The organism is Bacillus cereus (assembly GCF_002567495.1).
GTDB lineage: Bacteria > Bacillota > Bacilli > Bacillales > Bacillaceae_G > Bacillus_A > Bacillus_A cereus_AQ.
The window spans coordinates 11,892-25,533 of the sequence record NZ_NVAP01000082.1 but is presented as its reverse complement, the minus strand read 5'-3'; the positions used below and the strand labels follow the sequence as shown (position 1 = coordinate 25,533).

The window sequence follows — 13,642 nt, the reverse complement described above, 5'->3', positions numbered from 1 at the left end:
AGGGAAGAAAGAGATAACTCCTAGGAGTTATCTCTTTCTTTTATGTTTAATAATTTGGCTGAATATGATTGGAAATTGTACGTTTATTTTTGAATAACAATAATAGATTATTCGACAAAAATATGAATAATAATTAAAGTATAAAATATACACATCTTAGGGAGGGCATATATGTGAAGAAATGGATGAAAATTGTTCTATACTCTTTACTAGGCATTTTAATGGTGGGAGGTATTACTTTTTTGACTTGGTCTCAGTTTACGTACAAACCAACGAAAGAGGCTGTGTCTTTAGTAGATAATAAAAAAGATGAAGAGAATATAGTATTTGGACAGAAAGATGCTAAAATAGGGGTTGTTTTTTACCAAGGTGCTAAAGTAGAAGTTGAATCTTATAGTTACTTGGGAGAAGCTCTTGCAAAAGATGGGCATTTTGTAGTAATGCCTAAGTTACCATTAAACTTAGCGATACTTGGAACAAATGTGGTAGACAGTGTAATTGAAAAGTATCCTGAAGTTCAAAAATGGTATGTTGCTGGGCATTCAATGGGTGGAGCTATGATTTCTAGGTATGCCTTTCAACATGAAGAAAAGGTGGACGGGATCATCCTCTTAGGTTCTTATCCTGCAGATGATTTTTCTACCAAACTGATTCCAATGTTATCAATTTATGGGGAAGTAGATGGCTTAGCAACTGTAGAAAAAATAAAGAACAGTAAAAAGTTACTGTCAAAGAATGCAACCATGCACATGATAAAAGGTGGGAATCATGCTAATTTTGGCATGTATGGTGAGCAAAAAGGTGATAATGCTAGCTTAATTACGCCAAAAGCACAACAAGATGAAACAGTTAAAGTAATTGAACAATGGTTATTAAAACAATGATAACGAATTTAATAAATGTACGGAAAGAATTCTCCTTCCTAAAGCATGTAAAGAACGATAGCCCGATGATAGGTGGGAGAGGTAATCAAGAGCCAACTCATAAGAGTAGGCTCTTTTATTTTTCTACTATGTCCAATTGTTTTCTTATTTTCTCCGGAATATCCTTTTCAGAAATAAAATCGTAAGAATAGACATACTTGCCTTTTACATGAATTTTTAAGTGAGTTTTTCTTATGAAATCATTAGGGGTGTTCGTTCCTACTGTATATTCTTTCCCGCGCCCAGATTCATCAAAACCTTTTAGTGAGTACATAGCTCGGCCTTTATGATGGTAATCTGGAACGCCATATCCTTTCGCAACGGCATATACATTTTTTTCTTCAGCAATCGGATTAAATCTATCTAAATCTCCGCGTAATATGAAAGGTAGTAAATATATAGGAAGGCCTATTCCTATTATGCAAATTACAAATTTCTTCATGATCATTTCTCCTTTTGTTCATTTACATATGTAAGTATAGAAAAAACTTCTTATAAATATAGTGGGGAATTTCTTAAGTTTTTCTTAAACAGTTTTTTTAGGGGTGATAACCTTGTATGATTATTCTCTTTTACATTACGGGTTTAACATTACAATTTGCTTAAAATAGTTAAATATTACTTCTTGAAAGCACATTTTATTACACATACGATTGTTTAGGGAAGTATGTATCTTTATATAATCTTGATATAAAATTCCCTTTATCTTTCTATGAATATGAGATTATCTAAATATGAGTTAGCTACACTCTCCTTAGAAAGAAATGAGGAGAGGTATTTATGAACCATATTAGGAAAGAAACACTCTGTGTATTAACAATCGCAGGACTAGGTATATGTATAGGTATGTCAAATAGTGAAAGCCCTATAAGTGAAAAGAAGCAGCCTATTATTACGCAAGAAGTGCAGCGAAAACAAGAAGTAGTTGAAAAAGAAAATGTATTAATAGAACAAGAGAAAGAGGTAATAAAGCCATTAGATGTGCCGCTAATCTTACAAAAACCAGAATTGATGCGTGGTTGTGAGGTCACAAGTCTCGCTATGGTATTACAATTTTCAGGCGTGCAAGTAGATAAAATGAAATTAGCTTCTAAAATAAAGTATGTACCATTTCAAACAAATGGTTTAAAAGGAAATATGCATAAAGGGTTTATTGGAGATATTTCTACTTTTGATAAACCTGGATTAGGTGTTTATGTGGAGCAGATTTTAGAATTAGCAAAATTATATGTTCCAGATGGAAAAGTGGTGGATTTAAGTCATAAAGAACCAGAGCACATATATAACATGGTAGATCAGGGACAACCTGTATGGATAATAACAAATGCTCTGTTTAAACATTTACCTGATAACCAATTCTATACGTGGAAAACAATTGGAACAGGTCGTTACAAACTTGTTTACAAATGCGATTCGTTATACAGAGGCGAAACAAATTATTGTAATAGATGTACAAGAGGAACAACATGGCGTATATATAGGATGTGAAAATAAAGGTTCACATATAGCGGAAGAAAATATAGATAAAATATGGGATCAATTCTATAGGGTGGATAAATCAAGAAAGCGAGTATGCGGTGGAACGGGCCTAGGTCTTTCTATTGTAAAAAATATATTTGATTTACATGGTGCAAAGTACGGTGTGGCCAATACTGAGGATGGTGTACTGTTCTACTTCCGTTTAGAAAAGTGGGATGAAAAGAAGTAATAGAAAACAGATGTAGTAAACAGAAAAGGTGCGAAGTCTAATTGAAGGCTTCGCACCTTTTCTGTTTACTGATTGTTATTCCGAAGCTACTAATAACAGAATGATTGAACTGTGAATTTATTATTTTCAAAAAGTAAAATTTATTTTAACTTGATATAAACTTGATATGCCTTAAGTATGATTGAAAAGGAACATAAAGATGTACAGAAAGGAATTTTTAAATGATTAGGTATAAAAAGATTGTAAGTACGATGGCTATACTTATTTGCGTTACGGGAGGTTTTTTTCTATTTCAATGTATTACCTCTCCAGCTAAAGCGATACGAGATCAAGTGAACCCTGTTCAATTAGTAAGTAATCAAAGGAAGGTAGACAATAAGAAGAGCGTACCGGATATATACAACGGTAAAGTACGAAAGGTAGCGTATTTAACGTTTGATGATGGTCCTGGCAAATATACTTCGGAGTTATTAAATATTTTAAAAGAGAATGATGTGAAGGCTACTTTCTTTTTAATCGGTCCAAATATTCATCAATATGTAAAAGAGGTAAAGAGAGAGTCAAAGGAAGGGCATTATATAGGCATGCACAGTATGACTCACAACTATAAGCCGTTATATAAAGAAAGTAAATATGTAATTGAAATGAAAGAAACGCAAAAAATTATAGAAAATATGATTGAGCATACATCGACACTGACAAGACCTCCGTATGGTTCTTCAGGATTTACAGAAAATATAAGAAATCAAATTGTTGAAAATCAGTTAAAAGTATGGGACTGGACGATTGATTCATTTGATTGGAAACTAACGAAGTTACCGCTAGAGCAATCTGTTCCTCAAATAGTCAATAATGTCGTTTCCAAGGCAACTCAAAATAGAGAAGTAATACTATTACATGATATTCATCAGCAATCTGTTAAAGCAGTGCCATTGATTATTAAGGGGTTAAAGGAAAAGGGTTATGAATTTGAGCCGTATAGTGAGTCATCTCATTTTCCAGTAAATTTCTGGAATGATAGTCGGCTATAAATATAAAATTTTAGTATGGATAGGAAAGAAATAAATAGTGAGAAGTAAGTTAATAGGTATACTTGTTTGTATGATTGTGATGATATGTATTTCTATTACTTATATCAATCTATTGGGAAAGTATTGGAAAATAATAACTATGAATCTAATAGGCACGCTGCAAAGAATGATAATGGTGAGAAAGAGGTTTTGAACGATGAAGGAAACATTATAAAGTGTAAATATGAAACAAAATCAGGGGAATATTCATTATTAGTAAAATAAAAAAATTCAACATGTGTATAACAGTTTTTTTGAAAAGCATATGACCTTTATTTTTAAATTATAAAATTGGATTCATTTATATGAAGATTAGAGCCCTCCTTCTTGTAGGAGGGCTCTAATCTTTGTTTAAAAACTATATCATATACATGGGCAGAATCACTATGTGAACTTTGTCCGGATTCAATTTAGAATATAAGAAAAGAGAACTTGCGTTAGAAAACAAGCTCTTTTTAAAAGAAATACGCAATTGAGATACTTATATATTAACAATTGTTTTCTTCTAATTCCATATGTCTTATGTTGAGAAATAAATTATAAGTGGTTTAATAAAACTAAAATGAATTGTTGACATAATATTTTGACGATAATATAATAAATCTCGAATTCAAGATAATTTGTAAGGGATTGGTAATTACGAGCGTGATTAACGATGAGAGTTTATCTTTAAAGTTATTTGTTATATTATCAAGGGCAGTACAGTCAATTACTAAGCGTATTGAAGAGGATATAAAAAGTTATGGACTTAATCCAACTGAATTTTCAGTGCTTGAGCTACTATATAGTAAAGGCAATCAACCTATACAAAAAATTGGAGGCAAAATATTACTTGCAAGTAGTAGTATTACGTATGTAGTGGATAAGTTGGAAAAGAAGAGGTTCTTAATACGTAAACCATGTCCTAAAGACCGCCGTGTCACGTATGCGTCAATTACTTTAGAAGGTATTGAATTGATGGATATTATTTTTCCACAGCATAAAGAGGCGATTCGGCAAATATTTGGTGGTTTGGACTATATTGAGAAAAAAATAATAATCGAGAAGTTGAAAAAATTAGGGTATTATGCACTGGAACTATAAATATTTAGAAGTATATCTCGAATTAGTAATGTCCTAATTAAATATAAATTAAGTAAATAGGAGGAAAAATTAATAAATGGTAGTAAATGTATTGTAATGCAAAATGAATAAAACATGTAATTTCAATTGGTATAGTATGAAATAAAGTTGTTATGTTAACGTATACATATCGTCCTTTAAATTATCAATCTTTCATAAAGCGGAGAGTGGGTATCAAGAATGGAATTACGTCATTTAGAGTATTTTATTCAAGTTTGTAATAATAATAGTTTCACTAAAGCTGCGGAAGTTCTAGGTATTTCACAGCCGACTTTAAGTCAACAAATACGTGTTTTAGAAGGTGAACTTGATACACCCTTGTTTCATCGAGTTGGAAGAGGTATCAAAATGACAGAAGCGGGTAAGCTGCTATTTGATAAAGGAAAATTTATCATGCAACAATTTGATGACGTTTATAATGAAATTTTTGAATTAAAGGGTGTAAAAAGAGGTGTAATTACTATAGGAGGTTTATTAGAGGATCTCACTTATTTAACACCTCATATTATGAAGTTTCAACAACATTATCCCAACATCGTAGTAAAAATTATAGAATCCGAAGTTGCTGTAAATCAAATCGTTGACAAAAATATTGATTTCGGGATTACACGTAGTGCTCAAATTCCAGACACATTAACAAACACCCTTTTGTATAGTGAAGAGCTCGTCCTTGTAATTCCAAAAAATCATCCTTTAAATGAAAAATCATTTGTTTCTTTTCGAGAATTAGTAGGGCTGAGTAGAATAATGGTTTCATGTAGTTGTCGTGAATCTATTAAGATATATTGTGAGAGTTTAGGGTTATCTTTATCTGAAGCAAATATAGAAACAAAATCTTCTATTTCTCTATTGAGCCTTGTATACAATGGACATGGGGTTGCCATAATACCTCTTTCGCTGGTTAACTTTGTTAATAATGATACTTTGAGCATAGTTCGTATTACTGATCCAACACCAAGTCAAGATATTAATCTTATTCACTTTGATGATAAATTTTTAAGTTTTGCAGCACGTATCTTTATGCAGAAGTTAAATGATTCTCAAAAAGTATTAGTCTAATAGAAATAATAATGATTCTAGTGTGGAAATTGAAAATAATCTATAATTCTTGGGATAAGATCTATATTAAAGTAAAAGGGCAGTGGACTTATATGTATGGTGTAGTTGATTCAAAAGGGAATACCATTGACTTTTATTTAAGGGAGAAAGGACAGATTTTGCAAGGAGAGAAATCTGCCAAAAAAACAAGTCAAGTTAATCAATCAACTCTTCGTTCTTACTGCATAGTAATAGATTTCGTTCGGGATAGACTGCTATTTTGAATCTACATAGAGCCTATATTACCAGTATGATCTTAATACCAATACTATTTGGATTCGTCTTCGGCCATAAACCATTATCGTAGAAAGAAAACCACCGGCATTATACCGGTGGTTTTGATTTAGAAAGCAAAGCAAGTACAACCAATACCCCATTTAGTTCCATCTTTTCCTATTACGGTATGAGTGTGTTGATGGAGAGGGTTACTGCAACTATGTAACTTGTTATCATGGGAATCGTGAGAAAGTATAGTGTTAGCTAGGTTAGCACCACCATACCCATAAACGCCCGTCGGTGACCAATCAGGTGATGCTGGCGGCAATTCAGGTGATAAATTTTTAAATTCATCATTTCCATAAACAACCTGCCCACCCATAATGGTGAGTAATGATTCAAGGTCTTTGATTTCTTCTTCTGGCACAGTAAAGTAGTCAGCAGACAATACAGCAATATCAGCAAACTGACCTACTGCCAGGGTTCCCTTTTTACCTTCATCACCAGAGAACCACGCACTTCCTTTTGAATATAATTCCAGGGCTACTTTTCTATCAAGTTTATTTTTTTCATCGTATATGGAAAGCCCACCAATGGTTTTTCCGGCAACCATCCAGTAAAGAGCAACCCAAGGGTTATAGCTGGAAACCCTGGTTGCATCACTACCGGCGCCAACAGGTATACCAAGGTCTAACATACGATAAATCGGAGGAGTACGCTTTGCAGCTTCCTTTCCGTATAAATCAACAAAGTATTCACCTTGAAAAGCCATGCGGTCTTGGATGGCAATACCGCCATTTAAAGCCTTAACACGTTCCATACTACGATCTGAGATTGTTTCTGCATGATCAAACCACCAGCGTAGCCCATTAAAAGGAATTTCTCTGTTAACTTCCTCAAATACATTTAAGAAACGTGTTATTGACTCGTCATAAGTTGCATGTAAACGGAATGGCCAACGGTTTTCCACCAATAGAGAAATTACTTTCTTTAAGTCGGCTTCCATCACTGTAGCTAGTTCAGGCCGCGGCATCTGAAATTTTTCAAAATCGGCTGCCGAGAATACTAACATTTCTCCGGCACCATTCATTTTATACTTATCACTTCCTTGACCTGGAGAAACAATCTTTGCCCATGAAGCAAAGTCTTCATATTCATGATTTGGATTTTGCGTAAATAGATTATACGCAATACGCAAAGTTAATTGATCTTTCTCAGCTAAATGTTCAACAACTTTATAATCATCTGGATAATTTTGAAACCCACCACCTGCGTCGATGGCACTTGTAATACCTAATCTATTTAATTCACGCATAAAATGGCGAGTTGAGTTAATCTGGTCGTCAAGATTAAGTACTGGTGCTCGCCCCAAACTTGAATAAAGAATAGAAGCGTTAGGGTTAGCAATTAAAAGGCCCGTTGGATTACCTCTTTTATCCCGCTCAATTAAACAGCCTGGAGGGTCTGGGGTATCTTTCGTATATCCCAGTGCATGCAGTCCAGCGCGATTTACAAGTGCCCTATCGTAAAGATGTAGCACAAAGACAGGAGTGTTTTCAGAAACAGCATTAATCTCTTCCAAAGTTGGCATCCGTCTCTCTTTAAATTGAAATTCAGACCAACCTCCAACTACTCTTACCCACTGAGGAGCAGGTGTACGCCTTGCCTGTTCTTTGAGCATTTCCAGAGCAATAAAAAGTGATGGCACGCCTTCCCAACGTAATTCCATATTATAGTGAAGACCGCCACGAATAACGTGTATATGGGAGTCATTCAGGCCTGGAATAGCTCTCTTTCTTTTAAGATCTATTTTTTTTGTTTTTTCCGTGGCACTATTAAGAAGCTCATCTCCACCTACTGCAGTGACTAAACCATCAGTTATGGCGATAGCAGATACCTCAGGTTGAGAAGGGTCAAGGGTAGTAATTTTTCCGTTATATAAGATCATATCCGGTAAATTCATGTTCACACCTCGTCTACTTTCTATTATTTTGTAACCATGGATGAAATAATTTACCGAAAATCGGCATGACTACCCATGATAGCAAGGACACTATACATACAGAAACAAAAAAAGCTGACATAATAGGATTCATATGTTTTATAATAGGGCCTATCACTTTAGGAACTAACATGCTAAGAGGCCATACACCCAGAAGGGTAACAATAGACATTTTCCATTTTGGCGGTGGAACTGGCGTTTTCGGAGTAACAAACCAATAAGCCAAACTGCTTTCAGTTTTGTAAGTTGGATTAGTAGCTTGAAATTGCTCGGCCGTTTTTAATAAATCCCGGCGAACATCTGATTCTTGCCAAGCACGTAGATGCTCATATGTATCAAAGCGGAAAATAACAGTATACTCTCTGGATTCGTTATTTGGGACTATTAGGTTTACGCCTAAATGCCCAGGGAATTTAGTAGCGGCCGCCTCGATTTCATGTCTCCATGTTTCAAACTGTTTTTCTCTACCTTCTTGAATTTTCCATGTAACAATCGTTGTTACTAGAGTGCCAGCATCCATCGTGTTCTCTGTATGAGTCTCTCCGACAGCTACTCCTTCTTGTTTCATATTTTCCTGCTTGGAAGCGCGCCATGCACCATAGTATATGCGTATTCTACTCCTTGACCATAAGCACCAGTGTGTTCTTTTACAATGTCCATTACAGCATCATAAGTGTCTTTGCGTGCCCAGTCACGTTGGTATTCAAGTAAAACTTGAATTGCTGTCACTGGAATTGCACCAGCTTGTTCTACACGACGCATAGCAGCGTTATGTGCTGTCAAACTAGTACCACCTGAAGCATCATCAACTGCATAAACTTCATAGCCAGCTTTAATTGCTTCAAGCACTGGGAATGCAAGGCAAACTTCAGTCCAAAGTGCTGCAAATATTAATTTCTTTCTACCTGTTGCTTTAACTGCCTCAACAAATTTTGGATCTTCCCAAGAGTTCATTGAACTACGTTCTATAATTTCATGGTTTGGGAATATGTCAAGAATTTGTGGCCAAAAATAACCAGAAAAGCTGCGTGTTTCAACTGTAGTAAGAATAGTAGGTACGTTAAAAGTTTTTGCTGATTTAGCAAGCAACATAACGTTATTAATCAATGTTTGTCTATCAATACTTGCAACTCCAAAAGTCATTTGAGGCTGAAAATCAATCAAAATTAATGCACTGTTCTCCGGATTTAACAATTCTAAATTACTCATAATAAAACGCTCCTTTTTTAATTGTTTAAAATTAATAGTATTGAAAATAATGTGTTTTCTGTTAATTAAAAAGAGAGTGCTGATTTAATCAGCACTAAATGTATACTATCCATTTTTTTGAAAGTGATTTAAAGCTATTTCTTTGAAATACATTTATGCATTTTGTTTACTAAGATCTCGCTGAGCTCCCCTATAGCTTCCAATTATATTTTGATAGCCTGGAAGATTACTAGCAAGCAAATTGCCAAAACCTTCGACATCGTTGCGCCAATCACGTTGTAATTCGCAAGCTACGCTAAACCAGTTCATAAGTTGCACGCCACTATGTGCCATGCGAGTATTGGCAGCATCTGCAACTTGTTTATTGAAAGTTCCTGAAGCATCAGTAACAGCAAATACTTCATATCCAGCTTTTATAGCGGAAAGTGCCGGGAAAGCAACACAAACGTCCGTAACTACGCCCGCGATGATAAGTTGTTTTTTTCCAGTTTCTTCAATTGCTTTTACAAATTCATCATTATCCCATGCGTTAATTTGTCCAGGTCGAGCTATTTTTGGTGCATGAGGAAAGAGATCAACCAATTCTTGCATTAAAGGTCCGTTAGGTCCGTTTTCAAAACTTGTTGTTAAAATAACTGGTAAATCAAAAAACTTAGCAGTGTGAGCAAGAGCTAAAATATTGTTCTTGAATTCATCAACACCATAGTCACGTACTAGTCCGGCCATAAGACCAGTTTGATGATCTACTAAAAGCACGACGGCATCATCTTTGTTAATACGAGAATAGAGATCAGTCATTATGTATTCCTCCTAAAAATTAAGTAATCGAAGAAAGTTTAAATAGTCGAATACTATCATAAGTTTCTTCGTTTGTTACGATTCGCTTATAACTAAGCTAATAATATTAGTTATAGCAGCATTCACAGAACATGAAGCGCTATACAATTTATAGTATTTGAAAACCGATTCGTTAATCAATTCTAAATTATCTATGATTTGTATAGGTCGTAACTATAGTTATTTTCACCATAAAATTGATTGGTTTTACCTATACATTCTATAGATAGAACAATATTGATAGTCACCTATTTTTGTTATTACAATTGAGTATGAGGAATGTTCAGCAATTATTTCATGATGAAAAGGGTACTAGAGGGGGAATTGTTCCAAAAGGAGAAAATGAATGTATTGGAATAATAGAGTTTCATACTTAGAGTTCACAACATAAACGTGCATAAATAGGTTATGAGATTCATCCGGATTATGGAAGAAAAGAATATATATTAGAATATTTTTTGGAGGTAGAAGCATGGCAAAAATTACTGTAGGAACCGAGAATCAAGCACCAATTGAGATATATTATGAGGATCATGGCATAGGAAAACCAGTTGTACTAATTCATGGTTGGCCGTTAAGTGGTCGATCTTGGGAATACCAAGTTCCCGCTCTTGTTGAGGCTGGATACAGAGTTATCACATATGATCGTCGAGGATTTGGAAAATCATCTCAGCCGTGGGAAGGGTATGAATATGATACCTTTGCTTCTGATTTACATCAACTATTAGAACATTTAGAGCTTCAAAATGTCACACTTGTTGGTTTTTCTATGGGTGGAGGCGAAGTAGCTCGGTACATTAGTACGTATGGAACAACTCGTATTGAAAAGGCTGTTTTTGCTGGAGCAGTTCCTCCTTATTTATACAAATCAGAAGATCATCCTGAAGGCGCATTAGATGATGCTGCAATTGAAGCATTCAAAAGTGGTGTGATAAATGACCGCCTTGCATTTCTTGATGAATTTACTAAGGGATTTTTCGCGGCTGGTAATCGAACAGATTTAGTTAGTGAGCCATTCCGTTTATATAATTGGGATATTGCAGCCAGTGCATCACCTAAAGGAACGCTTGATTGTATTACGGCCTTTAGTAAGACAGATTTTAGAAAAGACTTGGAGAAGTTTAATATACCTACTCTTATTATTCACGGTGACTCTGATGCAACTGTACCTTTTGAATTAAGTGGAAAACGTACATATGATTCTATTCCTGGTAGTAAACTCGTTTTAATACAGGGTGGTCCTCATGGATTAAACGCAACTCATGCAAAAGAATTTAATGAAGCACTCCTATTATTTTTAAGGGACTGATTACAACTATATAATTGATAAATTATAAATAAGTTGCAATTCTATCATATTTTTTCTAATAAATGGAAATACCTAAAGATGAATAATTTTGAGGAGGTTTTCAATTATGGCAGAAAACCAGGACATGAATTCTCTAGATGAACAAGATGTGAAACGTGAGACATTGACAACACGACAGGGGCACCCTGTGAAGGATAATCAAAACATCCGAACAATTGGGAATCGTGGTCCAGCAACACTTGAAAATTATCATTTCATCGAAAAAATTTCTCATTTTGATCGAGAAGAGGTTCCGGAACGTGTAGTACATGCGCGAGGAGCTGGAGCATTTGGGTATTTTGAAACCTATGGAACAGTTGGAGATGAGCCGGCAGAAAAATATACTCGTGCGAAAGTATTTTCAGGGGCTGGTAAAAAAACACCGTTAATGGTTCGTTTTTCTACAGTAGCTGGAGCCAAGGACTCACCAGAAACAGCAAGGGATCCACGAGGTTTTGCAGTGAAAATGTATACGGAAGACGGTAACTGGGATTTAGTAGGTAACAATTTGAAGATTTTCTTTATTCGTGATGCGATGAAGTTCCCAGATATGATTCACGCATTTAAGGTTGATCCAGTTTCAAATGTGTCGAATCCTCAGCGGATGTTTGACTTTGTTTCTCGTACCCCAGAGGCAACACATATGATTACATTTTTATTTTCTCCATGGGGTATTCCAGCAACATATCGCCATATGCAGGGATCTGGTGTGAACACTTATAAATGGGTAAATGAAAAAGGCGAAGCTGTATTGGTAAAATATCACTGGGAGCCGAAGCAGGGAATTCGAAATTTAACACAAGAAGATGCAAACAGTATTCAAGCAATGAATGTTAGTCATGCAACACAGGATTTATATGAAGCAATTGAGCGCAAAGATTATCCAGAGTGGGAGCTATTTGTACAAATTATGGAGGATGGTTATCATCCAGAACTCGATTTTGATCCTCTTGATGATACGAAGCTTTGGCCAGAGGAGCAGTTCCCCTGGTTACCGGTAGGACGTATGGTTCTTGATCGTAATCCAGTTGATTACCATTCAGAGATTGAACAAGCTGCTTTTGGTACAGGAGTACTTGTTGATGGCATGGACTTCTCAGATGATAAAATGCTACAAGGTCGTACTTTCTCTTATTCAGATACTCAACGTTATCGCGTTGGTGCAAACTATCTGCAATTACCTGTAAATGCACCTAAAGCGCCTGTTCGTACAAATCAACATCGTGGTCAAATGGATATGCGTAATCCGAAAGAGTCTGGAGAAAATCCGCATATTAACTATGAGCCATCTATGCTGGGTGGTTATAAAGATGCAAAACAAGAAAAGCATCATCCACACCAACCAACTTACAATGCGGCTGCTATGAGCGCACCAATTGATCGTCCTAATAATTATGGTCAAGCAGGTCACACATATCGTAGTTTTGAGGAGTGGGAACGAAATGAGTTGGTTAAAAATCTATCCGAAGCACTTGCAGTATGTGACAAAAGAATTCAGCATGCGATGATTGAACACTTCACACAAGCTGATGAGGATTATGGCCGTCGTGTTAAAGAAGGTATTGAAAAGAAAATGAAAGAAGCTAAAACGGAAAATAAACTTCCAGGCCGCGAAGTAAGTAAATCAAAATATGGCCAAGGTTCATTAGCTGCAAACGAAGCAACAAAAGATGCAGTGAAGAAAAGTCATGAATCAGATCCTTATTAATTAGACGTAAGCACAATAGAATATACTTAGAGGTACTGTAAAAACGATTAGGTAGCCTTTCATACGATTACTAAAGTAATTTTATTTAAAAATATGAGAGGTACTAAATATCATAAGATAGTTGATAAACAAGTAAAAAATAAAGTTTTATAAAAGATGCTCTTGGATAAATCCAGGAGCATCTTTTTAAATGGTGATATTGAGATGTTAGGTTGATAAATCTTTATTAGTTTTGGATTGAATATTCTTCTTAACAGCTAAAATGTATTGATTAGAGTTTTTTAGATTTCTTAGAAGTATTGTTATATTACTATCAAGATAATATTTTGAATAATCCTCAAAACAAAGATACACATTTTTTGAGGAAGAAATATATTGTCAGAAAACAATAAAATCTTATT

General features: G+C 35.0%; 13 protein-coding genes and 1 pseudogene. 9 read left to right on the top strand and 5 right to left on the bottom strand.

The window, feature by feature from the left end; genetic code table 11:
- Window positions 1–173 precede the first annotated feature (173 nt).
- Entirely contained in the window at window positions 174–884 is a 711-nt protein-coding gene (locus COK05_RS29545; RefSeq protein ID WP_098615356.1) for an alpha/beta hydrolase, read from the top strand.
- Between the two features lie 115 nt (window positions 885–999).
- Here the strand turns inward: COK05_RS29545 and COK05_RS29540 are convergent, their stop codons facing one another.
- On the bottom strand, window positions 1,000–1,365 hold the full coding sequence (locus COK05_RS29540; RefSeq protein WP_098615355.1) for a YxeA family protein: 366 nt from the start codon (window positions 1,363–1,365) through the stop codon (window positions 1,000–1,002).
- 338 nt (window positions 1,366–1,703) lie between these two features.
- On the opposite strand from COK05_RS29540, the gene COK05_RS32125 reads away from it, so the two are divergent.
- The 6 genes and pseudogenes from COK05_RS32125 to COK05_RS31145 form a co-directional block, all read left to right on the top strand.
- Entirely contained in the window at window positions 1,704–2,411 is a 708-nt protein-coding gene (locus COK05_RS32125) for a C39 family peptidase (RefSeq protein ID WP_440898762.1), read from the top strand.
- Entirely contained in the window at window positions 2,320–2,631 is a 312-nt protein-coding gene (locus tag COK05_RS29530) for a sensor histidine kinase (protein ID WP_427271371.1), read from the top strand. Before COK05_RS32125 ends, COK05_RS29530 begins: the two co-directional genes overlap by 92 nt.
- A 221-nt stretch (window positions 2,632–2,852) precedes the next feature.
- Window positions 2,853–3,662, top strand: coding sequence for a peptidoglycan-N-acetylglucosamine deacetylase (locus COK05_RS29525; protein WP_098615354.1), 810 nt, complete (start codon window positions 2,853–2,855; stop codon window positions 3,660–3,662).
- 684 nt (window positions 3,663–4,346) lie between these two features.
- A complete protein-coding gene (locus tag COK05_RS29515) occupies window positions 4,347–4,784 on the top strand; it encodes a MarR family winged helix-turn-helix transcriptional regulator (RefSeq protein WP_141539301.1) in 438 nt (145 codons plus the stop codon).
- Between the two features lie 219 nt (window positions 4,785–5,003).
- Complete coding sequence (locus COK05_RS29510; RefSeq protein WP_098615352.1) at window positions 5,004–5,882, top strand: LysR family transcriptional regulator; 879 nt, start codon at window positions 5,004–5,006, stop codon at window positions 5,880–5,882.
- A 29-nt stretch (window positions 5,883–5,911) separates the two neighbouring features.
- Window positions 5,912–6,064, top strand: a pseudogene (locus COK05_RS31145) (DDE-type integrase/transposase/recombinase); the annotation flags it as partial.
- A gap of 200 nt (window positions 6,065–6,264) precedes the next feature.
- Here COK05_RS31145 and COK05_RS29500 read toward each other — a convergent pair.
- The 4 genes from COK05_RS29500 to ycaC all read right to left on the bottom strand — a co-directional run bounded on the left by COK05_RS29500 (window position 6,265) and on the right by ycaC (window position 10,146).
- Window positions 6,265–8,100, bottom strand: a complete 1,836-nt coding sequence (locus COK05_RS29500) for an amidohydrolase (RefSeq protein ID WP_141539300.1) — start codon at window positions 8,098–8,100, stop codon at window positions 6,265–6,267.
- A 13-nt stretch (window positions 8,101–8,113) separates the two neighbouring features.
- Window positions 8,114–8,707, bottom strand: coding sequence for an antibiotic biosynthesis monooxygenase (locus COK05_RS29495; RefSeq protein ID WP_098615350.1), 594 nt, complete (start codon window positions 8,705–8,707; stop codon window positions 8,114–8,116).
- A complete protein-coding gene (locus COK05_RS29490; RefSeq protein ID WP_098615349.1) occupies window positions 8,704–9,348 on the bottom strand; it encodes a hydrolase in 645 nt (214 codons plus the stop codon). The genes COK05_RS29495 and COK05_RS29490 overlap by 4 nt, the downstream gene beginning before the upstream one ends.
- Window positions 9,349–9,501: 153 nt before the next feature.
- Complete coding sequence (gene ycaC / locus COK05_RS29485; protein WP_098615348.1) at window positions 9,502–10,146, bottom strand: isochorismate family cysteine hydrolase YcaC; 645 nt, start codon at window positions 10,144–10,146, stop codon at window positions 9,502–9,504.
- Window positions 10,147–10,657: 511 nt separating this feature from the next.
- Between ycaC and COK05_RS29480 the strand changes: the two genes are divergently transcribed.
- Both COK05_RS29480 and COK05_RS29475 read left to right on the top strand, forming a co-directional pair.
- Window positions 10,658–11,494, top strand: a complete 837-nt coding sequence (locus tag COK05_RS29480) for an alpha/beta fold hydrolase (protein ID WP_098615347.1) — start codon at window positions 10,658–10,660, stop codon at window positions 11,492–11,494.
- 106 nt (window positions 11,495–11,600) lie between these two features.
- Window positions 11,601–13,241, top strand: coding sequence for a catalase (locus COK05_RS29475; protein ID WP_098615346.1), 1,641 nt, complete (start codon window positions 11,601–11,603; stop codon window positions 13,239–13,241).
- The last annotated feature ends 401 nt before the right edge of the window (window positions 13,242–13,642 follow it).

What these genes read in the sequence shown, in the direction of transcription:
- COK05_RS29480 (WP_098615347.1), top strand. Translation starts at nt 10,658, where the DNA reads ATGGCAAAAATTACTGTAGGAACCGAGAATCAAGCACCAATTGAGATA.
- COK05_RS29500 (WP_141539300.1), bottom strand. Translation starts at nt 8,100, where the DNA reads ATGAATTTACCGGATATGATCTTATATAACGGAAAAATTACTACCCTT.
- ycaC (WP_098615348.1), bottom strand. Translation starts at nt 10,146, where the DNA reads ATGACTGATCTCTATTCTCGTATTAACAAAGATGATGCCGTCGTGCTT.
- COK05_RS29495 (WP_098615350.1), bottom strand. Translation starts at nt 8,707, where the DNA reads ATGAAACAAGAAGGAGTAGCTGTCGGAGAGACTCATACAGAGAACACG.
- COK05_RS29510 (WP_098615352.1), top strand. Translation starts at nt 5,004, where the DNA reads ATGGAATTACGTCATTTAGAGTATTTTATTCAAGTTTGTAATAATAAT.
- COK05_RS29490 (WP_098615349.1), bottom strand. Translation starts at nt 9,348, where the DNA reads ATGAGTAATTTAGAATTGTTAAATCCGGAGAACAGTGCATTAATTTTG.
- COK05_RS29525 (WP_098615354.1), top strand. Translation starts at nt 2,853, where the DNA reads ATGATTAGGTATAAAAAGATTGTAAGTACGATGGCTATACTTATTTGC.
- COK05_RS29475 (WP_098615346.1), top strand. Translation starts at nt 11,601, where the DNA reads ATGGCAGAAAACCAGGACATGAATTCTCTAGATGAACAAGATGTGAAA.
- COK05_RS29540 (WP_098615355.1), bottom strand. Translation starts at nt 1,365, where the DNA reads ATGAAGAAATTTGTAATTTGCATAATAGGAATAGGCCTTCCTATATAT.
- COK05_RS32125 (WP_440898762.1), top strand. Translation starts at nt 1,704, where the DNA reads ATGAACCATATTAGGAAAGAAACACTCTGTGTATTAACAATCGCAGGA.